Here is a 21,239-nt window from a genome sequence, read left to right as displayed (position 1 = left end):
CCCTGACGGCACCCTGTCGAAAATACTCCGGGGTGAATTGAGGCCAGCTGCCCCAAGTGTGGCGGCTCCCCTTCCCCCCGATACGCACCAATCCGCCGCAACCGATGCGATCCCGCGTCACTTAGCCATTTCGCTTCACGATCCGTTGTGGTCTATTCAGTCCCGGCGCCGGAAGACATGGGAGCCGCGAAATGGGCGACGAGAATCAGACCGATAGCCGCAAGATGCTCGGGCGGTTGCGCGAAGTCATGGCCGAGGACGGGCATGGCCAGGCGCGGCTTGACCGGATCACCGGGCTGATTGCAAATTCCATGCTGACCGAGGTCTGCTCGGTCTACCTGTTCCGCGATGCCGAGACCCTGGAACTCTGCGCCACCGAAGGGCTGAACCCCAGTGCAGTCCATGAAACCCGTATGCGCCTTGGCGAAGGCCTGGTCGGGCGGGTGGCGCGCACCGGCAATGTCATCAACACCGCCGACGCGCCCAAGGAACAGGGCTTCCGTTTCATGCCGGAAACCGGGGAAGAGATATATTCTTCCTTCGGCGGCGTGCCGATCCAGCGGCTTGGCGAGACCCTTGGCGTGCTGGTGGTGCAATCCAGGACCGCGCGCAAGTATTCCGACGACGAGATCTATGCCCTGGAAGTTGTCGCCATGGTGCTGGCCGAGATGGCCGAGCTTGGCGCCTTCGTCGGCGACAACGCCCCGATGACCAAGCGCCATACCAAGCCGGTGATGTTCCGCGGCGCCTGCGCTCAGGAAGGCGCCGCCGAAGGGCACGTCTGGCTTCATGAACCCCGCGTGGTCATCACCAACCCGATCGCGGATGATCCGGTCCGCGAACGTGAACGCCTGCACGAGGCCGTCGAACAGTTGCGCGTCGGGGTCGACAAGATGCTGGCCACCGCCAGCCAGGGCGATGCGGATCAGCTCGAAGTGCTGGAAACCTACCGGATGTTCGCCAATTCCAAGGGCTGGATGCGCCGCATGGAAGAGGACATCGATGTCGGCCTGTCCGCAGAAGCCGCCGTTGAAAAGGAACAGACCGCCGCCCGCATCCGGCTGACCAGCGCCGCGGATCATTATCTGCGGGAACGGCTGCATGATCTGGACGACCTGTCCAACCGCCTGCTGCGCATCCTGACCGGCCAGGGCAAGGAGACCGGTGCCGAGATCCCGGTCGATCCGATCCTCGTGGCCCGCAACATCGGCCCGGCGGAGCTGCTGGATTACGGGCGCACGCTGCGCGGCATCGTGTTGGAACAAGGCTCTGTCGGCAGTCACGCGGCCATCGTCGCCCGCGCCCTGGCGATCCCGCTGATCATCCATGCGTCCAACATCACGACCGAGGCCCTGAACGGTGACCTGATCATGGTCGATGGCGACAACGGTCTGGCCCATCTGCGCCCCGAGGACACGGTCGTCAGCGCCTTCCGCGACAAGATCGCGATGCAGGCCGAAGCGCAGCAACGCTATGCCTCGATCCGCGACACGCCGGCGGTGACCAGTTGCGGCACGCGGATCTCTCTGACCATGAACGCCGGTCTGATGGCCGATCTGCCGTCTCTCGAAGGGTCGGGGGCCGAAGGCGTCGGTCTGTTCCGGACCGAGCTTCAGTTCCTGATCCGCAACAAGATGCCGACCCGGTCGGAGCTCTCCAAGCTCTATGCTCATGTGCTGGACAATGCTGGCGGCCGGCGGGTCGTGTTCCGCACGCTCGACATCGGCTCGGACAAGGTCCTGAGCTACATGAAGAAGACGGATGAACCCAACCCGGCGCTCGGCTGGCGGGCGATCCGCGTCGGGCTGGACAAGCCCGGCGTCATGCGGATGCAGCTGCAGGCGCTGATCCGGGCCGCCAATGGCCGCCCTCTGTCGGTAATGTTCCCCTTTGTCGCGCAATACGAGGAATTCAAGGCGGCCCGCGCCGAGATGGACAAGGCGCTGGCACGCGAACGTATCCTGGGTCACGCATTGCCTTCATCGCTGGAAATCGGCGCCATGCTGGAAACGCCCAGCCTCGCCTTCGCCCCGCGCCAGTTCTTCGAGGAAGTGCAATTTGTCTCGATCGGCGGCAATGACCTCAAGCAGTTCTTCTTTGCCGCGGACCGCGAAAACGAACGGGTCCGCAAACGCTACGACACGCTGAACGTTTCCTTCCTGACCTTCCTGCAACGCATCGTCGAGCGTTGCGAGGAAACCGGCACCCCGCTCAGCTTCTGTGGCGAAGACGCGGGCCGCCCGGTAGAGGCCGTCTGCCTGGCCGCCATGGGCCTGCATGCCCTGTCGATGCGCCCGGCCTCCATCGGACCGGTGAAAAGCCTGCTGCTGAAGGTCGACCTGGCCGAGGTCCGCGCCGTCATCGAAGCCGCCGCCGAACGCGGAGAGCAATCGGTGCGCGAGGCCGTCAATGCCCATCTGCGCCTTGTCGGCTGACCCGGCCCGGCCCTTCGAAAGACCCAACCGGCCATGACCATTCCGCCGCTGTCCCCCGCCGACACTACCCTGACGACGCAATTGCGCGCCCAACTGCCGCAGGCCGCTTTTCGGGCCGATCCCGCGCCCTACAACCGCGAACCCCGCGGCGTCTGGAAGGGTCATGCAGAACTGGTCCTGGCCCCCGGCTCCACAACAGAGGTGGCGACGATCCTGGCCGCTGCCAATGCCGCCCGCGTGCCCGTGATCCCCTATGGTGGCGGCACCAGCCTGTGCGGCGGTCAGATCATGCCCGACGGCCCCACCCCACTGGTGCTGACACTGGAACGGATGAACCGCATCCGCAGCATCGACACGGTGGGCAATGTCGCCACGGTCGAGGCCGGCGTGGTGATCGAGGACCTGCAAAATGCCGCGCTTGACGCAGATCGCCTGTTCCCTCTCAGCTTCGGCGCGCAGGGCTCGGCCCGCGTCGGCGGGGTGCTGGGCACCAATGCCGGCGGGGCCAATGTGCTGCGCTATGGCAATGCGCGCGAACTTTGCCTCGGGGTCGAGGCGGTCCTGGCCGATGGCCGCGTGATGAACACCCTGACCGGGCTGCGCAAGGACAACACCGGCTATGACCTGCGCAACCTCATGATCGGCTCGGAAGGCACGCTGGGGGTCATCACCGCCGCCACGTTCAAGCTGTTCCCCCGCCCGCGCAGCCGGTCCGTGGCGCTGATGGTCACGGGGTCACCCGCGCAGGCGCTGGATCTGCTGGCACTGGCGCGGGGCCATGCCGGCGACGGGATCTCGGCCTTCGAATTGATCTCGGGGGTGGGCCTTGATTTCCTGGCAGAGACAATGCCGGACACCCGCCGCCTGTTCGATCCCGCCCCGGACTGGATGGTGCTGGTCGACCTTGGCCTGTTCTCGGACGCCGAAACGGTGATGGAGACGATCTTTGCCGAAGGTTTCGAGGCCGGGCTGGTCAGCGATGGCCTGATTTCCCAGAACGAGGCCCAGGCGGTGGATTTCTGGCGCCTGCGCGAAGCCATCCCCGAGGCGAACCGCCTCGTGGGGTCAATCTCGAGCCACGACATCTCGGTGCCGATCCGCGCCCTGCCCGCCTTCATCGACGAGGGCCGCGCACAGATCGCAGCCCTTGGTCCCTATCGGCTGAACTGCTTTGGCCATCTGGGCGACGGCAACCTGCATTACAACGTCTTCCCGCCAAAGGGACATGACAGAGCAGACTACGCGGGTCAGAAACTGCGGATCATGAAAGTCATCCATGATCTGGTGGTGGCCTATGGCGGGTCAATCAGCGCCGAACATGGCATCGGGCGGCTGAAGGCCCCGGATCTTGCGCGCTATGGCGATCCGGTAAAGCTGGAAATGATGCGCGGCATCAAGGCCCTGTTCGATCCCAATGGCATCCTGAACCCCGGTGCCGTGCTGACCTGACACCGGCATTGCAGGGCCGGAAAAGGGTGCGCCCTGCCGAGGGGGACAATGGCAGGGCGCATGTGGCTCCGTCAGGAGCCGTGCAAGCAGACGCGGCCTTGCGGCCGGTGATCCATTCCTAGCAAGCCGTCCTTTAAGGGTCCCTTACGCCGCGCGAAAATTCGAACACCTACGGACGAACCTCCTCTTCCATGGCGGCCCGCCACAGGGCCCCGTCAAAGACCCTCGAAGGTACAGAGGCTGTGAATGTTCATGCCCATTTCGACAAGTTTGTCCCGACCGCCCAGATCCGGCAGGTCGATGATGAAGGCGCAGCCAAGGATCTCTCCGCCCAGCCGTTCGATCAGCTTGATCCCCGCCTCGGCGGTGCCGCCGGTGGCCAGCAGATCATCGACCAGCAGGATCTTTTCGCCGGGCTGGATGGCATCATTGTGGATCTCGACCGAGGCTTCGCCGTATTCCAGCGTATAGCTTTCCCCGATGGTCGGCCCCGGCAGCTTGCCCTTCTTGCGGATCGGGACGAACCCCTTGCCCAACTGGTGCGCAATGGCCCCGCCAAGGATGAAGCCGCGCGCCTCGAGCCCGACGACCTTGTCGATGGGCGCGCCGGCATAGGGATGCAGCAGTTGATCCACCGCCAGACGCAACCCGCGCGGGTCCGCGAACAACGTGGTCACGTCCCGGAACAGGATTCCTTCGTGGGGGAAATCGGGAATGGTACGGATGTAGTCCCTGACGGTCTTCACGGGGGCAGGTCCTTTCGGGCAAGGGCAATATCGCGCCTTGGTGCCAAGGCGCGACCGGTTTGTCACCCGAAAATCGTCGGCACGACTTTGGGGAATGCCCCGAAGACTCAATAGGCCCGGTGGGCGGCCTGCACATGCATGAAGTCGTAATTGCGCACACGGCCCAGGCTGCACCAACCTTCGGCTTCCCAGGCTTCCCAGAAGGGGATCGCGTCGGGCTGGCCCAGTCGCGCCTCGAAGAGGTTGTCCCGCAGGCGGTTGCGGGCGGGGTCGAAATCAAACGCGATGCCCCAGGAATGCAGCGAGGCCCGGTCCGCCCCGCGCATCAGGCGGGGCGCGTAATCGCCGCCGAACAGGTCGAGGCCAAGGTCGGTTTTCTGCGCCGGCGCATAAAGGGCATCGACGCGGGCGAGCACCCTGACCAGGCTCTCGGCGCATTTTTCGTGAGCCCAGAGGAAACTGCGCGTCTGATGTTTGGCCCAGGCCAGTTTCATCTTCCAGGGCAGCGGCACCCTGACCAGCGGCGGGCGGATGCGGCCGTCCGCCGTGCCAGCGGGGCCGTAGAAGGCCACAAGCTCGGCCTGAGACCGCGTTTCATCGGGAAAGCCTGCCGGATTGCGGATCTCGTCCGGGCCTTCATCGTTGAACTGACGAACCTGACCGGTTGCCACCTTTTGCGCCAGCGCCATGATGGCAAAATCAGTTTGCGGCCCCCAGAGGCCGTCGATCACCCCGGCGTCGATCGCTTCGGACAGGGCATAGGCCTGCATGGCGGCGATGCAGCGGCGCGACTTGCCCCACCTCGCGAAATCGGGCGGGGCAAGCTGGTTCATAGCGGCGAAACAGGCGGGCAAGGCCGCCAGCGTCATGGGGCCGGCCACCCCGTCTATCGCGCCATCGTATAGCCCGAGCCTGGTCAATTTGCCTTGCAGAAGTCGGATCTGAGCCTTGGTCATGCGGACAACTCCCTGAGTCACATTCTGAAATATGACCCAGGGTAACATTGCGGTGCGCGCGGGTAACGTAAGGTAAACCCTACCCTCGGGCAGGCCCCCGCCCCGCCTTATCGCGGCGCGTCGATCACCCGGCCCGCCACCGCATCCAGCCTGGCCTTCAGGGCCGGATCACGCTTTTCCGGCGCGGTCAGCACCGCGAAATCAAGCGCGTGATCGCAACCCGTGGCACAGCCTGCCGCCGGCAGGTCCGCCATCGCGCCCGCCAGATGCGCCACCATGCTGCGGGCACGGGCGGCATTTCCCTTCAGCACCGCGACGATCTGCTTGATATCGACCTCGCCGTGCTGGGGATGCCAGCTGTCGTAATCCGTGACCATGGCGACCGAGGCATAATGCAGCTCGGCTTCCCGGGCCAGCTTGGCCTCGGGCATGTTGGTCATGCCGATCACGTCGCACCCCCAGCTTTCCCGGTACATGCGGCTTTCCGCCAGGGTCGAGAACTGCGGCCCCTCCATCGCCAGATAGCAGCCGCCGTCATGCACCGTGACCCCGGTCTTGCGCGCGGCCTCGGCGGCAGCGGCAGCCAGATCGGCGCAAACCGGGTGCGCCATCGAGACATGGACCGTCATCCCGCTGGAGAAAAAGCTTTTTTCGCGCAGCACCGTGCGGTCGATATATTGATCGACGATGACGAAATCCCCCGGCGCCATCGCCTCGCGGAAGGATCCGCAGGCTGAGACCGAAAGTACATGGGTCACCCCGATCCGCTTCAGCGCGTCGATATTGGCGCGGTAGGGCACGTCGGTCGGGGAATGCACATGCCCACGGCCGTGGCGCGGCAGGAAGGCCAGCTTTATCCCGTCGAGCGTGCCGGTCAGAATGTCATCCGAAGGCGCGCCCCAGGGGCTGTCCACCGCCTGCCAGCGGGCGTCTTGCAGCCCGTCGATATCATAGAGCCCCGATCCGCCGATCACCGCCAGCATGGTTTCCGTCATCGCCCGGTCTCCTGTCCTGTTGCCGCCATTCGGGCCTGTCGCGGCGCTGAACCGCAGGGTCACGCCCTGCGGGGAAACCTGCCGTGCCCATGCGCGCGCTGCAACGGGATTGCGCGCAGCGGCCCCGATTGCCCCCCGAACGTCGCCCCGCGACGCCCAGCAAGACCGCAGGCGCGCGCGAAATGCCCCCCTGTCTTGCCGCGATGGGGCAAACGCGCTATCGGAGCGCGACACCAAAATTTCATCCCAAGCGCGCAGGACATCATATGCCCAAGCCCTCCTTCTCGGATTTTGCCGAGCGGATCACCCTGCCGGATCTCCGGCTATCCCCCACCGAAGGGCTGAGCCTTGACCGGGTGCGGATCGAACTGCTGTCCGGGTTGACGGTCGCGCTGGCGCTGGTTCCCGAAGCGGTGGCCTTTGCCTTTGTCGCCGGGGTCAACCCGCTGGTCGGGCTTTACGCCGCCTTCATCATCGGGCTGGTCACGGCGATCCTGGGTGGGCGGCCCGGCATGATCTCGGGTGCGACCGGGGCGATTGCCGTGGTGATCGTTGCACTTGTCGCCCAGCACGGAGCCGAATACCTGTTCGCCGCCGTGGTTGTCATGGGGGTCATCCAGATCTTCGTCGGCTTCATGCGCTGGGGCAAGTTCATCCGGCTGGTGCCGCACCCGGTGATGCTGGGCTTCGTCAACGGGCTGGCCATCGTGATCTTCCTGGCGCAGCTGACGCAATTCAAGGTGCCCGGCACGGCCGAGGTGTCCGGTCACGGGACCTCGGGCGGTGAATGGCTGTCCGGCGGGCCGCTGATGTTGATGCTGGGCCTTGTGGCGCTGACCATGGCGATCATCCACTTCACCCCCAAGCTGACGCGGATCATTCCCGCCCCGCTGGCGGGCATCGGGATCACCGCCTTCCTCGTCATCCTCTTCGGGCTCGACGTGCCGCGTGTCGGCGACATGGCCTCGATCGCGGGCGGGCTGCCGAGCTTCCATATTCCCATGGTGCCCTTCACCTGGGAAACCCTGCATATCGTGCTACCTTATGCGGTCATCATGGCCGCCGTGGGTCTGATCGAAAGCCTGCTGACCCTGAATCTGGTGGGCGAGATCACCGGCCAGCGCGGCGGCGCTAGCCAGGAATGCGTGGCCCAGGGGACCGCCAATGTGGTGACCGGCCTGTTCGGCGGCATGGGCGGCTGCGCCATGATCGGCCAGTCGATGATCAACGTGAATTCAGGCGGGCGGACGCGGATCGCCGGGATCTTCGCGGCGCTCTGCCTGCTGAGTTTCATCCTGTTCGGCGCCCCGCTGATCGAGCAGATCCCCCTCGCCGCGCTGGTCGGCGTGATGTTCATGGTGGTGATCGGGACCTTTGCCTGGAACAGCTTCAAGATCATGCGCCGGGTGCCGCTGACCGATGCCGTGGTCATCGTGCTGGTGACAATCGTGACAGTGCTGACGGACCTCGCAACGGCTGTGGTCATCGGTGTCATCGTCTCGGCCCTGGCTTATGCCTGGAACAACGCGCGCCGGATCCATGCGCAAACCTATGTCTCTGACGAAGGCGCCAAGGTCTACCAGGTCAACGGCCCGCTGTTCTTCGGCTCGACCGATGGCTTTATCGAACTGTTCGACGTGACGGGCGATCCGTCGCTGGTGATCATCGACTTCCAGGCGAGCCGCGTGGTGGATCAATCCGCCCTGCAGGCCATCGAATCCATCGCGGCGAAATATGAAGCCGCAGGCAAGAAGATCCAGCTGCGCCATCTCAGCCGGGCGTGCCATGACCTGCTGAAGAAGGCCGGGCATCTGATGGTCGACAGTTCGGACGACCCCGAATACGAGCTGGCCGTGGATTACGGTGTGCGCACCGGCATTCTGGGCGGTCACTGAGGTCACGGGCGCCGGGGGGCCGGGGGCTCTGCCCCCGCGCAGGCCGTCCCCTCGACGGGGTCGGCCTGCGCTCCCCCGGAGTATTTCCGGCCAGATGACGAGGCGGAGGCGCGGCCTTTAATTCCGGCCCGGTCGGCTCAGAGGGAAGACAGTTTCCACGGCTGCGTAATCGCGGTAGCCGAGGCGGGACAGCGGTTGATAGCCGGTAACGTCCAGCATGCCGTCGCGCAGTAGGGCGTCCTGGATGTGCACGGCGGTCACCTCTCCGATCACCAGGATATTGTTGTCCCCTTTCAAATGCTGCATCGCCAGCATCCGGCATTCCAGCGCCGCGGGCGCGGCCGCCACGCGCGGGCAATCGATGGTGTTGCATTCGGCCTTTTCCAGACCGGCGGCGATGAATTCGTCCGTACCTGCGGGTAGCGGGGCCGATGAGGTATTCATTGCATCGCGCAGGACATAGCTGACGATATTGACGCAGAAGACCCCGGTTTCGCCGATCTGCGCGACGCTGTCCTTGCCAAAGCTGCGGTCGGCCTTCTGCGCAGTTGAGGAAAAGACCACTTGCGGCGGGGCGTCGGCCACCGCGTTGAAGAAGGAATAGGGCGCCAGGTTGTCGCCCGCCGCACCCCGGGTGGAAATCCAGCCGATGGGACGTGGGGATACGATCGCCTTGAAGGGGTCATGCGGCAGGGGGTGGCCTTCGGCGGTGGTGTAGAACATCGTTTCTCGATCCGTTTGTAGCTGATCCTGTCCCGTGCTAGGGGCCTTTCCACCACAAAGGCAAGAGCCGCGCATGTTTACACTGACACCCGAACGGATGGACGACTGGTGGGAGGTCGAGGGCCTCTACGATCTCTGTTTCGCACCGGGACGCACCGCGCTCAGTTCCTACCGCCTGCGCGATGACGTGCCCCCGGTCGAGGGGCTGAGCATGGTCGCGCGCGACATCCAGGGGATCGTGGCCGGGGCAATCCGCTACTGGCCGGTGCGGATCGGCACGGCGCAGGCGCTGCTGCTGGGGCCGGTAGCCGTGCACCCGGTGCACCAGGGCGAAGGTCTGGGTGGCATGTTGATCCATGCCTCGCTGACCGCCGCCGGGGAACGTGGCTGGCAGCGCGTGCTGCTGGTCGGGGACGCGCCCTATTACGCCCGTTTCGGATTTTCCCGGCTGGAAGGGATCGCAATGCCCCCGCCAACCAACCCGGATCGGGTTCTGGGGCTGGAACTGATAGACGGCGCCTGGCAAGGCGTCACGGGCGAGGTCACGCGGGCGGCCTGAAGCCCCTGCTCCACCTTCCTGACATTCAATCCGGATCTCTGAGGGTTTCGGGGCGCAGCACGACGATGGTCGGGCGCCTTGGCAGATCGCGCAGCGACAGGGTCATCGCACTTTCCTCACGCACGTCGATGTCGAAAGTGCCGGAAACCTCATTCAGAAACCAGGTCAGGCTGGTGCCGGAAAACCAGTGCATCGGCAGGACGACCGAGCTTTTCATCCGCTCCACCACCCGCACCATCGTTTCGGTGTTCAGGGTCATGCCGCCATCCACCGGAACCATCACCACGTCGAGCCGCCCGATCGCGGCATATTGCGCCTCGTTCGGTTCGTGATGCAGGTGGCCGAGATGGCCGATGCAGAGGCCCTCGACCTCGAAGATGAAGATCGAATTGCCGTCTTCCTCGATCCCGTCCTGACCCGAGCGAATGTCGGTCGAGACATTGCGCACCAGCATATCCCCGACCTCGACGTGGTGATCGACCGCGATGCCGAAATCCTCGGACCAGCCGGGCAGCACATGGGGGATCAGCGGATCGGGATGGGCTGTGAAATGCGAGGAATGCGCATGGTTCATCGTCACCACATCGGGAATGAAATCAGCCGTGCCGATGAAGCCTGGAAAATCGGTCACTGCCGACACCCCCCCGGCGCTTTGAATGAGGTAGGCGGAGTGGGTCAGGTACTGGATGCGGACCGAGAAATCCGGCACCGGATCACGAAAGCTGGCCTTGTGCAGATGGGTGATCCCCGGCGCGGCATCGGCGATGGCGATACAATGGCTGACACGGCCCTGCGCCGGGGCTGGATCGGGCAGGAAAAGCGCGGCCAGGGCCGGCAAAGTGGTGAAAGCCGCAAAGGCAGAGCAACGGGACATGGGCTGATCCTTCCGCAGGGGAACCTTTCAGTAAGATCCTAGCGAAAGTGTCGCCGCCTTTGGGTAACTCTGGCGTTACCGGGGGATAAGGGGCGAAAAACACCACCCTTTGCCCGCATTTTGGCCAATTCAGATTGGCGCCATGCGCAGAGCGGACCGGGCAACGGCGGCTTAGCCCGCGTCGGTGCGTCCGCGTCTGTCGATGCGCAGCGCGGCGTAGAGCACATGGGTGCGCCAGCGGCCGTCGATCTGAAGATAGCTTTGCGCGACGCCCTCGTACTTGAACCCGCAGCTTTCCAGCAGGCGCCGCGAAGGCGTGTTTTCCGGCAGGCAGGCTGCTTCGATCCGGCTCAGGTCAAGGCGATGAAAGGCGTGGTGCACAACAGCCGAGATCGCTTCGCGCATATAGCCCTGGCGGGCGTATCGTTCCCCGATCCAATAGCCGAGCGTGCCCGACAGGCTCGGCCCCCGGCGGATATTGTCGAGGGTGATCGCGCCCAGAAGCCTGTCGTCCGCGCGGTTCAGCAGGAACAGTGGCACCGCGGTGCCCCCGGTGACCGAGCGTTGCGCCCAATAGACCCGGTTGGTGAAACTGCGGCGCGACAGGTGATCTTCGGACCAGGCCGGTTCCCAGGGGGTCAGGAAATCCATGCTCGAATGGCGCAGGGTCGTCCAGTCGCGGTAGTCGGCATGGATCGGCGGACGGAGCACCATGCGCTCCGTCTCTATCCGGACCTTCCGGCGGTTCCGCAGCATCAGGCGGCGCGGTGGGCCGACAGACCCGCGAAATCGGGCGCATTGGCTACCGGCCCGTATAGCGCCAGCGCCATCGGGGCGCGGGTCGCCATGTGTTCCGCATGGGCGCGGATTTCCTCGGGCGTCACGGAATCGATCCGCTGGACGATTTCGTCAAGGTCGGGGACCCGGCCCCAGATCTCGATCATCCGGGCCAGGCGTTCGGCGCGGGAGGAGGCCCCTTCGAGCCCCATCAGCATGCCGGCCTTCATCTGGGCGCGGGCCCGGTTGACCTCGGCTTCGGAAATACCGTCGGCTGCCCGCTTCATCTCGTCCAGCACCAGTTCGCACAGTTCTCCGATCTGCTTGCCGGTAGTGCCGGCGTAGATCGTGGTCATGCCGCTGTCGGTATAGGCGCCGGCCTGGGCAAAGATCGTGTAGCAGAGGCCGCGCTTTTCGCGGATCTCCTGAAACAGCCGCGACGACATGCCCCCGCCAAGCGCGGCGGAATAGATCTGCGCCGCATAGGCATCCTTGTGGCGGTAATCGGGGCTTTCGAAGCCGATGGTCACATGGGCCTGTTCCAGCTTCTTCTCGTGCCGGATCTCGCCACCGACGAAACGGGCAGGCACAAGGTCGGGCTGGCCGTGGGCGGCCATGTCGCCGAACAGCTTTTCGGCCATCTGCACGATCTGCGCGTGATCGACGGCCCCGGCAGCGGACAAGATCATCTGCCCCGGTCCGTAATGTTCGCGCACGAAGCCCGACAGGTCCTCGCGGGTGAAGGCGCGCACGCGCTCTTCGGGGCCGAGGATGGTGCGGCCCAGGGGCTGTTCGGGATAGGCGCGTTCCTGAAGCCAGTCGAAGATCACGTCGTCAGGGGTATCAAGCGCCTGCCCGATCTCGGACAGGATCACGCCGCGCTCGACCTCGATCTCGTGCGGATCAAAGACGGAATCACGAAGGATATCTGCGATGACTTCCAGAGCCAGCGGCACATCGTTCTGCAGGACACGGGCGTAGTAGGCGGTCACCTCGCGCGAGGTATAGGCGTTGATATAGCCGCCCACGTCCTCGATCACTTCGGCGATCTGCAACGCGCTGCGGGTCCGCGTGCCCTTGAACGCCATATGTTCAAGGAAATGGGCGATGCCATTCTGTTCAGGGCGTTCATGGCGGCCACCGGCGGCGATCCAGATCCCGATGGAGGCCGATTGCAGGCCCGGCATATGTTCCGAAACGATGCGGAATCCGTTCGGGAGGGTGCTTAGTTCTACGCTCATGCTTCTGCCCTTTTATCGCGGATCAACGCCTGAATTTCGGCCAGATCGTTGCTGGTACGGGTCAAACGTTCGGGACGTTCGAACAGGTCCGCCATACGTGGCGGCAGGCCCGGTCGCAGCCCCGAGGCCGCTTCGACCGCATCGGGGAACTTGGCCGGGTGGGCGGTGGCCAGCGTCACCATCGGCACATGCGGGTCGCGCATTTCGCGCGCCACCTTCACCGCAACCGCCGAATGCGGGCACAGCAATTCGCCGGTCTGGGCGCGCATGTCGCGGATCGTCTCGCGGGTCTCGTCCTCGGAGCAGCGCCCGGAGGCGAAGAGGTCCTGCAAATGGCCAAGCGCGCCCTGCGGCACGGTAAAGCCACCGGCCTTCAGTTCGTCCATCAACTGGCCAACGGCGGCGCCGTCGCGGCCAAGGGCGTCGAAAAGCGCGCGTTCGAAGTTCGAGCTGACCTGGATATCCATCGACGGAGAGATCGAGGGCGAAACGCCGTCGGGACGGTATTCGCCGGTGGTCAGGCAACGGTGCAGGATGTCGTTCTGGTTGGTCGCCACGATCAGCTTGTCGATCGGCAGACCGGCGCGACGGGCGATGTAACCGGCAAAGATATCGCCGAAATTGCCCGTGGGCACCGTGAAGCTGACCTTGCGATCCGGCGCGCCAAGGCTGACGGCAGAGGTGAAATAATAGACCACCTGCGCCAGCACCCGCGCCCAGTTGATCGAATTCACACCGGCCAGGCCAACCTCATCGCGGAAGGCGAAATCATTGAACATGTCCTTGACCAGCGCCTGACAGGTGTCGAAATCGCCATCGACCGCAAGAGCATGGACATTGGCATCCGCCGGGGTGGTCATCTGGCGGCGCTGCACTTCGGAAACGCGGCCATGCGGGAACAGGATGAAGACATCGACATTGTCGAGCCCGCGGAAGGCCTCGATCGCCGCGCTGCCGGTATCGCCCGAGGTCGCGCCGACGATGGTCACGCGACGCCCCGATTTCTTCAGCGCGGCCTGGAACAGCTGACCGATCAGCTGCATGGCGAAATCCTTGAAAGCCAGGGTCGGACCGTGGAACAGCTCTGCCAGGAAATGGTTCGGCTCAAGCTGGACCAGCGGCGCCCGGGCGGCATGACCGAAGCCCGCATAGGCGCGCGCGATGCAGGCGCGGAATTCATCCGCCCCGAAGGCATTGCCGAGGAAGGGCCACATGATGCGGAAGGCAGCTTCTTCGTAGGAGATCCCGCCAAGGGCGGCGATCTCTTCGCTGGAAAAGCTCGGGATCTCTTCAGGGACGTAGAGCCCGCCGTCACGGGCAAGCCCGGTCAGCATGGCCTCTTCGAAGGTCAACTCGGGTGCTTTCCCCCGTGTCGAGATATATTTCACGCTGCTTTGCCTTTCGACTGTTTGGCCATGCGATAAATCAGAAAGCCCGACATGACCAGCCATACGGCGGCCAGTGAGTACCAGGTGATCGCATATCCCCTGTGATCATTGCGGATTCCCGCGGTGCCGACGGGGGCCACGACAAGGGCCCCGCCCCCCGCCGGACCGTCGCGGCGTACCACCATCAACGCCCGCGTGCCAAGCAGACCGGCCATGGAGGGCACATCGCGGGCATAGAACAGCCCCGCCTGCCGGTCGGGGTCGGGGGTGAAACCATCCTGCTCGTCAGGCCACAGGAGATTGCCGGTGATCGTCACCGCGCCCGTCGGCGCGGGGGGCAGAGGCTGGCCCTGGGGGACGAACCCCCGGTCGATCAACAGGCTGCCGTCCGCTGGCGTTTCAAGCGCCTGGATCAGGTGGTACCCGGCGCCGAAGCCCTCCATCGCGGATTGCACACGCAGGGTGCGGCCAGTGAACCGGCCCGCCACCTCGACGGCGCGGTAGGCATCCGCCTCCGGGTCGGGCGAAACGGGCAGGGCAACGGGGGCGGCCGCCATCCGTGTCTCGATCCGGTCGATCACCCCCAGCTTCCAGTCCAGCCGCCGCACCTGCCAGTTGCCAAGCGACACCAGCAGCGCCAGCCCGGCCGCCCCCAGCACCACCGATCCGATCAGTTTTCCCCGCATCACGCCCCCCTGTTCGCAGGAAAAGGCGCGGAACCCCGCGCCTTTTCCGAAATTCCCTGTCTGGTCCCTGAAGGCCAGGTCGGTTTAGCCGCCCCAGATATAGACCGCGGCGAACAGGAACAGCCAGACCACATCGACGAAGTGCCAGTACCAGGCTGCCGCTTCGAAACCGACGTGGTTCTCGGGGGTGAAATGACCCGAGTGGAAGCGCATCAGGCAGATGAACAGGAAGATCGTCCCGATGATCACATGCGCCCCGTGGAAGCCCGTCGCCATGAAGAAGTTGGCGCCGTAGATGTTGCCGCCGAACCCGAAGGCCGCATGGCTGTATTCATAGGCCTGGAAGGCGGTGAAGATCAGCCCCAGGGCGATGGCGATGGTCAGGCCGGTCTTCACGTCCTTGCGGTTGTTTTCATGCACCAGCGCATGGTGCGCCCAGGTCGCCGCCGCGCCCGAGCACAGCAGGATCAGCGTGTTGATCAGCGGCAGGTGCCAGGGGTCGAAGGTCTCGATCCCGGCGGGCGGCCAGACACCGTCCACGGCCGGATATTCCGGGCCAAGCGGGTAAATTGCGCTTTTGAAGAAGCTCCAGAACCAGGCCGCGAAGAACATCACCTCGGACATGATGAACAGGATAAAGCCGTAGCGCAGGCCGATGCGGACGACCGGAGTGTGATCCCCGGCCTTGTTTTCCGCGACGGTATCGCTCCACCAGCCGAACATCGTGTAGAGCACGATGACCAGGCCGACGAGGAACATCCACGGCCCGGCGATCTTCATCCAGACGACCGCACCGAAGAGCATGATGAAAGTGCCGACCGACCCCAGGAACGGATAGATCGACGGTGGGAGAATGTGGTAATCGTGGTTCTTTTCGTGCGCCATATCGTTCTTCCTCGCCGCGGCCGGGTCAGTTCAAATCGGTTGCAGTTGGGGTCGGGACCCGAAGCTCTGCCTGTTCCTCGGGAACGACATAGCCTTCGGGCAGTTCGGTTTCGTAAAAGGTATAGCCCAGGGTGATCGTGTGGACATGCTTTGCATCGCGATCCGCGACGATTTCGGGATCGACGTAGAAGGTCACGGGCATCTGCACAGTCTCGCCGGGCCGCAATACCTGTTCGGTAAAGCAGAAACAGTCGATCTTGGTGAAAAACCCACCCGCTTCGTAGGGCGTGACGTTGTAGGCCGCTGTGCCCGCGACGACACGATCCGTGGGATTATGCGCCTCGTAGAAGGCAAGGGCGGTTTCGCCGATGCGCACTTCCATTTCGCGCTGCACGGGGCGGAATGACCAGGGCATGTTGCGGTCAAGCGAGCCATCGAAGCGGACCTTGATCGTCTGATCCAGCACGATGTCCGATCCGGCGTCGGCCTCTTGCGTGATGCCGCCAAAGCCGGTGACCTTGCAGAAAAAGTTGTAGGCCGGCACCGCCGCCCAGGCGAGGGAGCCCATGACGACAACGACGCCGACGGTCTGCCAGAGGGTCTTGATATTGCGGTCCATCACTGCCCTTCCTGTACTTCAAAGGGGGCGGAAGGCGTGCCCGAAGTGGTCGGCTGATCGGGGAAGACCATGCTTTGCTGTGTGACCTTCACGAAGGTCAGCACGAAGATCAGCACCACAAAGGCGCCCAGCACCACGCCGAGCCCGGCATTGCGGGAAAAGCGGCGGCGGTGGATTTCATGTTCATGAGCCAGCGGCATCTTACCAGCCCCCCATGCCGTAATGGCCCAGCACCGCTTCGCCCAGAATCGCGGCGAAATGGGCGAAAAGGTAGATCAGTGACAGGCGGAAGAAGCTTCTTTCGACCTTGTAGCCATCTGCCGCCGCCTGGGTCTCATCCCGCCGCCAGATGCGCAGGGCTCCGGCCAGGAACAGGACGTTCAGCACGACAGCCACCGCCATGTAAAGCGGCCCGCCGATCGAGGTGAAGCCAGTGCCGATCGCAAGCGGCGCCAGCAGCAGCGTATAGGCGACGATATGGCGCCGCGTGGCCGGGCGGCCATGTGTCACGGTCAGCATCGGCACGCCGGCAGTTTCGTAGTCGCTTTTCATGAACAGGGCGAGGGCCCAGAAATGCGGCGGGGTCCACATGAAGACCAGCAGGAACATCAGCACCGATTCGATGCTGACCCCGCCCGTCGCCACGGCCCAGCCGATCATCGGAGGAAAGGCCCCTGCCGCCCCGCCGATGACGATGTTCTGCGGCGTCCAGCGTTTCAGCCAGATGGTATAAACCACTGCGTAGAAGAAGATCGTGAAGGCCAGGAACAGCCCCGAAAAGACATTCGCCGCCAGCGCCAGCATGACGCAGGAAAAGCCCGCCAGCGCCAGCCCGAGGCCAAGCGCCTCTTGCGCGCCGACCCGCCCCGAAGGGATCGGGCGGCGGGCAGTGCGCTTCATCACCGCGTCGATATCCGCGTCATACCACATGTTCAGCGCCCCGGAGGCGCCGCCGCCGATGGCGATGAACAGCACGGCGCAAAAGGCGATGACCGGGTGCACGGGAACAGGCGCCGCGACCAGCCCAACAAACGCGGTGAACACGACCAGGGACATGACACGCGGCTTCAGCAGGGCGATGTAATCGCCGAATTCCGCCTCGCCTGTCGCTGCCTGTGGGGTGATGCTCGCGTCGCTCATGGGGTCTTTCTTTCAGATAGCCGGACTTTTTCGGAGAACCGGTCCCTGAACCGGGGCCCTCTCCGTGTGCCTGCCCCGGCAGGGACAGGCGCGGGTCGCCCGGATCAGCTTGTCGTCAGATCGGTCAGGGGAACGAATTGCCCCGCATCCTGGCTGGCGGCTTTCCAGGCGTCGTAGGTCGCCTCGTCCACAACCTTGACGGTGATCGGCATATAGGCGTGGTCCTTGCCGCAAAGCTCGGAACACTGGCCGAAATAGATGCCTTCCTGTTCGGCGGCAAACCACAGCTGCGCGAGGCGGCCAGGCACGGCATCCTGTTTCACACCGAAGGCCGGGATCGTCCAGGAATGGATCACGTCGGACCCGGTGACGGTCATCACGACGACCTTGCCGACCGGGACGATGACGGCCGTATCTGTGGCCAGCAGGTATTCGTCCTCGGCGTAGCCATGCGACGCCAGATCCTCTTTCGGCAGCATGAAGCCGTCGTAGACGATCTCGTCGTCGGTGTATTCATAGCTCCAGTACCACTGGTTGCCGGTCACCTTGATATGGATATCGCCATCCGGGATTTCCTGTTGCTTGAACAGGGTCGGCAGCGAGAAGGCCAGCACGAAGAGCAGGATCACGATCGGCACGATCGTCCATGCAATTTCAAGCGGCGAGTTGTGGGTAAAGGTCGAAGGCTTCGGATTTGCACGGCGGTTGTACCGCACGATGCAGTAGATCAGCAGGCCGGTGACGAAAACCACGATAACCGTGATGATCACCAACAGCATGCCGTCAAGCCAGTGCAGGTCGCGGGCCAGCTCTGTCGCGGCAGGCTGGAAGCCGATGCCGCCACGATGGGGCTTGCCGATGGTCTCCAGCTCTTGCGCGAAAGCGGGAAGGGCCGTGACTGCGGCCAGAAAGGCCAGGAAAGATTTCAAGAGTCGCATCGGTCACCCTGATCAATTGCTGCGTGTCGCTATGGTCAGCCGGGATCGCTCCCGTTGTCTGTCGACGTTTAAAACCATATTCTAGCCCTTAGAACAATAATCGGTCTTGCGGCAAACGGACGCTTTTTTGATTTAGATCAAGAATTTTCGTATCCTGCCCTGTCCGCCATGACCAGAAAGGCCGCTTTTCATGCCCGATACCCCCTTCCGCCCCTTCGAGACCATGCTCGACGAAGGTGCCGCGCTGCGCCTGTTGCACGAGGCGACCGCCGGCGCCGACGACGGAGAGCTGTTTCTTGAACGCCGGCGCTCCGAAATGCTGCATTTCGACGATGGGCGCGTCAGGACCGCCTCTTATGACGCCGCCGAGGGATTCGGCCTGCGGGCCGTGCGTGGGGAGGTGGCCGGATATGCCCATGCCACCGAAATCTCCGAATCTGCGCTGAAGCGGGCCGTGGCCACCGCCCGGCTGGCCGTGGGCGATGGCGGCGGCGCGATGGCCCCTGCCCCGCGCGCCACCAACCGACATCTTTATGCGGACCTCGATCCGATCGCCGGCCACTCCTTCCCGGTCAAGGTCGATACCCTGCGCGAGATCGATGCCTATTGCCGCGATCTCGATCCCCGTGTGGTGCAGGTTTCGGCCACCATCGCCGCCTCCTGCCAGGAGATCGAGATTCTCCGCCCCGAAGGCGGCATCCTGCGCGATGTGCGCCCGATGACGCGGGTCAATGTCTCGGTCATCGTGGAACAGGACGGGCAGCGCCAGACGGGCACGGCGGGCGGCGGCGGGCGGATTGCGCTCGACGGGCTGCTGCTGGCGGCCGATTGGCAGGCGAAGGCGCGCGAGGCGCTGCGCGTGGCCCTTGTGAACCTCGAGGCGATTCCCGCCCCTGCCGGCATCATGGACGTGGTGCTGGGTCCGGGCTGGCCCGGCGTCATGCTGCACGAAGCCGTCGGCCACGGTCTGGAAGGAGACTTCAACCGCAAGGGCGCCTCGGCCTTTTCCGGGCTGATCGGTCAGCAGGTCGCCGCGCGCGGTGTCACGGTGCTGGACGACGGCACGATTCCCGACCGGCGCGGGTCGATCACCGTGGATGACGAGGGCACGCCGAGCGGAAAGAACGTGCTGATAGAGGACGGCATCCTTGTCGGCTACATGCAGGACCGCCAGAACGCGCGCCTGATGGGCGTCGAGCCGACCGGCAACGGGCGCCGCGAAAGCTATGCCCATGCGCCGATGCCGCGCATGACCAACACCTACATGCTGGGCGGCGAGGCCAATCCCGATGATATCGTCGCGGACATGAAGGACGGCATCCATGCGGTCGGCTTCGGCGGCGGCCAGGTCGACATCACCAGCGGCAAGTTCGTCTTTTCCTGCACCGAGGCCTACCTGATCAAGGGCGGCAAGCGTGTCGCCCCCGTCAAGGGCGCCACGCTGATCGGTGACGGCCCCCAGGCGATGAAGAAGATCCGCGCCCTTGGCAACGACATGGCGCTGGACCCCGGCATGGGCAATTGCGGCAAGGCCGGGCAATGGGTTCCCGTGGGCGTCGGCCAGCCGACCGTCCTGATCGGCGGACTGACCGTCGGGGGCTCTGCGTCCTGACAGAACACGCGGCGGGCCGACCCTGCGTCAGACCGCCGCACAGGCCGTAGCCTTCCGGGCCTTCTGGCATTTACCGTAAATTAACCACCACGATCGTAAGACGGTACTGCAAGCAGACGGAGTCATGACGGTCGTGGATACACATCCTTCCACTCACCCCCCACTCCCACCCACCACGGAAGATGCTCGGCTGGCATGGCTTCGTCTCTTGCGCTCTCACCGCATCGGTATCGCGACCTTCTACCGGCTCCTGACAGAGCACGGCAGCGCCGAAGCCGCGCTTGACGCGCTGCCCGGCATTGCCCGCGACGCCGGGGTGGAAAGCTATGCCCCCTGCTCCCTTGCCACTGCCGAACAGGAGTTGAACCGGGGCCATCGCAACGGGGCGCAATTGCTGTTCCTCGGCGGGCCGGGCTATCCGGTGCAATTGCTGGACCTTGCCGATCCGCCCCCCCTTCTTTGGGTGCTGGGACGCCCGGAAATGCTGTCGCGCCCGATGGTCGGCGTGGTCGGTGCGCGGTCGGCGTCGTCGTTGGGGCTGCGCATGGCGCGCAGCCTGGCCGCTGAACTGTCCGAAGAAGGATTCGTCGTGGTTTCGGGCCTTGCCCGGGGGGTCGATGCCGAAGCCCACGAAGCCAGCCTGAAATCCGGCACCGTGGCCGTGCAGGCGGGGGGCGTCGATACGATATACCCGCAGGAAAACGCCGACCTCGCCTCGCGCATCGTTCGGTCGGGCCTGCGTGTTTCCGAACAACCTATCGGCATGAAGCCCATGGCGCGGCATTTCCCGACCCGTAATCGCCTGGTCGCCGGGCTGGCCCGCGCCGTGGTCGTTGTCGAAGCCGCCGCGCGCTCCGGTTCCCTGATCACCGCGCGCACCGCGCTTGACCAGGGCCGCGACGTGCTGGCCGTACCCGGCCATCCCTTCGACCCCCGCGCGGCAGGCTGCAACATGCTGATCCGCGACGGCGCAACCCTGGTGCGGAACGCCCGCGACGTGATCGAGGCGCTTGGCCCCACCGCTGCCCCCGAAACCCTGCGCGCACCTGTTCGCCAAGGCCCAACCGATACGCCGCGCAAACCCGACAGCGCCCCGCTGCGCGCGGCAATCCTCGACCGGCTGGGCGCGGCGCCCCTGGCCGAGGACACCCTGATCCGGGATGTCTCGGCCGCAGCGCGCGATGTGGCCCCCCTTTTGACGGATCTGGAGCTTCAGGGCCGCATAGAACGGTGTCCCGGCGGGATGATCGCGCTTGTCCGCTGAAGGGCTGCCCATCTGCTGTACGCCAAGCCGATTCGCAAAAGCCCCCGCGCTTCGGTT

At 64.7% G+C, this 21,239-nt stretch carries 20 protein-coding genes; 6 read left to right on the top strand and 14 right to left on the bottom strand.

Annotated features, from left to right (window positions below; all coding sequences use genetic code 11):
* Positions 1-191: 191 nt before the first annotated feature.
* Together ptsP and PSAL_RS00850 are read left to right on the top strand one after the other, a co-directional pair.
* Positions 192-2,435, top strand: coding sequence for a phosphoenolpyruvate--protein phosphotransferase (ptsP, locus tag PSAL_RS00855; RefSeq protein ID WP_119838643.1), 2,244 nt, complete (start codon positions 192-194; stop codon positions 2,433-2,435).
* 33 nt (positions 2,436-2,468) lie between these two features.
* On the top strand, positions 2,469-3,884 hold the full coding sequence (locus PSAL_RS00850; protein ID WP_119838642.1) for an FAD-binding oxidoreductase: 1,416 nt from the start codon (positions 2,469-2,471) through the stop codon (positions 3,882-3,884).
* Positions 3,885-4,099: 215 nt separating this feature from the next.
* On the opposite strand, the gene PSAL_RS00845 is transcribed toward PSAL_RS00850, so the two are convergent.
* The 3 genes from PSAL_RS00845 to PSAL_RS00835 all read right to left on the bottom strand — a co-directional run bounded on the left by PSAL_RS00845 (position 4,100) and on the right by PSAL_RS00835 (position 6,581).
* Positions 4,100-4,630, bottom strand: coding sequence for an adenine phosphoribosyltransferase (locus PSAL_RS00845; RefSeq protein WP_119838641.1), 531 nt, complete (start codon positions 4,628-4,630; stop codon positions 4,100-4,102).
* Positions 4,631-4,737: 107 nt separating this feature from the next.
* Entirely contained in the window at positions 4,738-5,586 is an 849-nt protein-coding gene (locus tag PSAL_RS00840; protein ID WP_119838640.1) for a M15 family peptidase, read from the bottom strand.
* A 107-nt stretch (positions 5,587-5,693) separates the two neighbouring features.
* Positions 5,694-6,581 (bottom strand): S-methyl-5'-thioadenosine phosphorylase, encoded by an 888-nt coding sequence (locus tag PSAL_RS00835; RefSeq protein ID WP_119838639.1) that lies wholly within the window; start codon positions 6,579-6,581, stop codon positions 5,694-5,696.
* A gap of 266 nt (positions 6,582-6,847) precedes the next feature.
* Between PSAL_RS00835 and PSAL_RS00830 the strand changes: the two genes are divergently transcribed.
* Positions 6,848-8,476, top strand: coding sequence for a SulP family inorganic anion transporter (locus tag PSAL_RS00830; RefSeq protein ID WP_119838638.1), 1,629 nt, complete (start codon positions 6,848-6,850; stop codon positions 8,474-8,476).
* 117 nt (positions 8,477-8,593) lie between these two features.
* Here PSAL_RS00830 and PSAL_RS00825 read toward each other — a convergent pair whose 3' ends face one another.
* Positions 8,594-9,199 (bottom strand): flavin reductase family protein, encoded by a 606-nt coding sequence (locus PSAL_RS00825; protein WP_119838637.1) that lies wholly within the window; start codon positions 9,197-9,199, stop codon positions 8,594-8,596.
* 73 nt (positions 9,200-9,272) lie between these two features.
* Between PSAL_RS00825 and PSAL_RS00820 the strand changes: the two genes are divergently transcribed.
* Positions 9,273-9,758: a GNAT family N-acetyltransferase gene (locus tag PSAL_RS00820; protein ID WP_119838636.1), complete on the top strand. Its 486-nt coding sequence runs from the start codon at positions 9,273-9,275 to the stop codon at positions 9,756-9,758.
* Positions 9,759-9,783: 25 nt separating this feature from the next.
* On the opposite strand, the gene PSAL_RS00815 is transcribed toward PSAL_RS00820, so the two are convergent.
* From PSAL_RS00815 to coxB, 10 genes are all read right to left on the bottom strand, one after another.
* On the bottom strand, positions 9,784-10,632 hold the full coding sequence (locus PSAL_RS00815) for an MBL fold metallo-hydrolase (protein ID WP_119838635.1): 849 nt from the start codon (positions 10,630-10,632) through the stop codon (positions 9,784-9,786).
* Between the two features lie 171 nt (positions 10,633-10,803).
* Positions 10,804-11,388 (bottom strand): GNAT family N-acetyltransferase, encoded by a 585-nt coding sequence (locus PSAL_RS00810; protein WP_119838634.1) that lies wholly within the window; start codon positions 11,386-11,388, stop codon positions 10,804-10,806.
* A complete protein-coding gene (locus tag PSAL_RS00805; protein WP_119838633.1) occupies positions 11,388-12,650 on the bottom strand; it encodes a M16 family metallopeptidase in 1,263 nt (420 codons plus the stop codon). Before PSAL_RS00805 ends, PSAL_RS00810 begins: the two co-directional genes overlap by 1 nt.
* A complete protein-coding gene (thrC, locus tag PSAL_RS00800; RefSeq protein ID WP_119838632.1) occupies positions 12,647-14,038 on the bottom strand; it encodes a threonine synthase in 1,392 nt (463 codons plus the stop codon). Before thrC ends, PSAL_RS00805 begins: the two co-directional genes overlap by 4 nt.
* Positions 14,035-14,724, bottom strand: coding sequence for an SURF1 family protein (locus PSAL_RS00795; protein ID WP_119838631.1), 690 nt, complete (start codon positions 14,722-14,724; stop codon positions 14,035-14,037). Before PSAL_RS00795 ends, thrC begins: the two co-directional genes overlap by 4 nt.
* An 84-nt stretch (positions 14,725-14,808) precedes the next feature.
* On the bottom strand, positions 14,809-15,609 hold the full coding sequence (locus tag PSAL_RS00790) for a cytochrome c oxidase subunit 3 (RefSeq protein ID WP_119838630.1): 801 nt from the start codon (positions 15,607-15,609) through the stop codon (positions 14,809-14,811).
* Positions 15,610-15,634: 25 nt separating this feature from the next.
* Positions 15,635-16,228 carry a cytochrome c oxidase assembly protein gene (locus PSAL_RS00785; protein WP_119838629.1) on the bottom strand — a complete coding sequence of 198 codons (594 nt, stop codon included), beginning with the start codon at positions 16,226-16,228 and terminating at the stop codon, positions 15,635-15,637.
* Positions 16,228-16,428: a cytochrome C oxidase assembly protein gene (locus PSAL_RS00780; RefSeq protein ID WP_119838628.1), complete on the bottom strand. Its 201-nt coding sequence runs from the start codon at positions 16,426-16,428 to the stop codon at positions 16,228-16,230. The genes PSAL_RS00785 and PSAL_RS00780 overlap by 1 nt, the downstream gene beginning before the upstream one ends.
* Position 16,429: 1 nt before the next feature.
* A complete protein-coding gene (gene cyoE / locus PSAL_RS00775) occupies positions 16,430-17,368 on the bottom strand; it encodes a heme o synthase (protein ID WP_119838627.1) in 939 nt (312 codons plus the stop codon).
* A 104-nt stretch (positions 17,369-17,472) separates the two neighbouring features.
* Positions 17,473-18,306 (bottom strand): cytochrome c oxidase subunit II, encoded by an 834-nt coding sequence (gene coxB, locus PSAL_RS00770; RefSeq protein ID WP_119838626.1) that lies wholly within the window; start codon positions 18,304-18,306, stop codon positions 17,473-17,475.
* A 190-nt stretch (positions 18,307-18,496) separates the two neighbouring features.
* Here coxB and tldD point away from each other — a divergent pair, with 190 nt between their 5' ends.
* Both tldD and dprA read left to right on the top strand, forming a co-directional pair.
* Positions 18,497-19,918, top strand: coding sequence for a metalloprotease TldD (gene tldD / locus PSAL_RS00765; protein ID WP_119838625.1), 1,422 nt, complete (start codon positions 18,497-18,499; stop codon positions 19,916-19,918).
* Positions 19,919-20,042: 124 nt separating this feature from the next.
* Positions 20,043-21,182, top strand: coding sequence for a DNA-processing protein DprA (gene dprA / locus PSAL_RS00760; protein WP_119838624.1), 1,140 nt, complete (start codon positions 20,043-20,045; stop codon positions 21,180-21,182).
* The last annotated feature ends 57 nt before the right edge of the window (positions 21,183-21,239 follow it).

Source organism: Pseudooceanicola algae (assembly GCF_003590145.2).
In the GTDB taxonomy this organism is placed as follows: Bacteria; Pseudomonadota; Alphaproteobacteria; order Rhodobacterales; family Rhodobacteraceae; genus Pseudooceanicola; species Pseudooceanicola algae.
Note: the sequence above shows the minus strand (reverse complement) of the source record. Positions and strands in the feature narration are given on the sequence as shown.

What these genes read in the sequence shown, in the direction of transcription:
- PSAL_RS00790 (WP_119838630.1), bottom strand. Translation starts at nt 15,609, where the DNA reads ATGGCGCACGAAAAGAACCACGATTACCACATTCTCCCACCGTCGATC.
- PSAL_RS00810 (WP_119838634.1), bottom strand. Translation starts at nt 11,388, where the DNA reads ATGCTGCGGAACCGCCGGAAGGTCCGGATAGAGACGGAGCGCATGGTG.
- PSAL_RS00815 (WP_119838635.1), bottom strand. Translation starts at nt 10,632, where the DNA reads ATGTCCCGTTGCTCTGCCTTTGCGGCTTTCACCACTTTGCCGGCCCTG.
- PSAL_RS00830 (WP_119838638.1), top strand. Translation starts at nt 6,848, where the DNA reads ATGCCCAAGCCCTCCTTCTCGGATTTTGCCGAGCGGATCACCCTGCCG.
- PSAL_RS00820 (WP_119838636.1), top strand. Translation starts at nt 9,273, where the DNA reads ATGTTTACACTGACACCCGAACGGATGGACGACTGGTGGGAGGTCGAG.
- PSAL_RS00805 (WP_119838633.1), bottom strand. Translation starts at nt 12,650, where the DNA reads ATGAGCGTAGAACTAAGCACCCTCCCGAACGGATTCCGCATCGTTTCG.
- cyoE (WP_119838627.1), bottom strand. Translation starts at nt 17,368, where the DNA reads ATGAGCGACGCGAGCATCACCCCACAGGCAGCGACAGGCGAGGCGGAA.
- tldD (WP_119838625.1), top strand. Translation starts at nt 18,497, where the DNA reads ATGCCCGATACCCCCTTCCGCCCCTTCGAGACCATGCTCGACGAAGGT.
- dprA (WP_119838624.1), top strand. Translation starts at nt 20,043, where the DNA reads ATGACGGTCGTGGATACACATCCTTCCACTCACCCCCCACTCCCACCC.
- PSAL_RS00785 (WP_119838629.1), bottom strand. Translation starts at nt 16,228, where the DNA reads ATGGACCGCAATATCAAGACCCTCTGGCAGACCGTCGGCGTCGTTGTC.
- PSAL_RS00825 (WP_119838637.1), bottom strand. Translation starts at nt 9,199, where the DNA reads ATGTTCTACACCACCGCCGAAGGCCACCCCCTGCCGCATGACCCCTTC.
- ptsP (WP_119838643.1), top strand. Translation starts at nt 192, where the DNA reads ATGGGCGACGAGAATCAGACCGATAGCCGCAAGATGCTCGGGCGGTTG.
- PSAL_RS00850 (WP_119838642.1), top strand. Translation starts at nt 2,469, where the DNA reads ATGACCATTCCGCCGCTGTCCCCCGCCGACACTACCCTGACGACGCAA.
- coxB (WP_119838626.1), bottom strand. Translation starts at nt 18,306, where the DNA reads ATGCGACTCTTGAAATCTTTCCTGGCCTTTCTGGCCGCAGTCACGGCC.
- PSAL_RS00795 (WP_119838631.1), bottom strand. Translation starts at nt 14,724, where the DNA reads ATGCGGGGAAAACTGATCGGATCGGTGGTGCTGGGGGCGGCCGGGCTG.
- PSAL_RS00835 (WP_119838639.1), bottom strand. Translation starts at nt 6,581, where the DNA reads ATGACGGAAACCATGCTGGCGGTGATCGGCGGATCGGGGCTCTATGAT.
- PSAL_RS00840 (WP_119838640.1), bottom strand. Translation starts at nt 5,586, where the DNA reads ATGACCAAGGCTCAGATCCGACTTCTGCAAGGCAAATTGACCAGGCTC.
- PSAL_RS00780 (WP_119838628.1), bottom strand. Translation starts at nt 16,428, where the DNA reads ATGCCGCTGGCTCATGAACATGAAATCCACCGCCGCCGCTTTTCCCGC.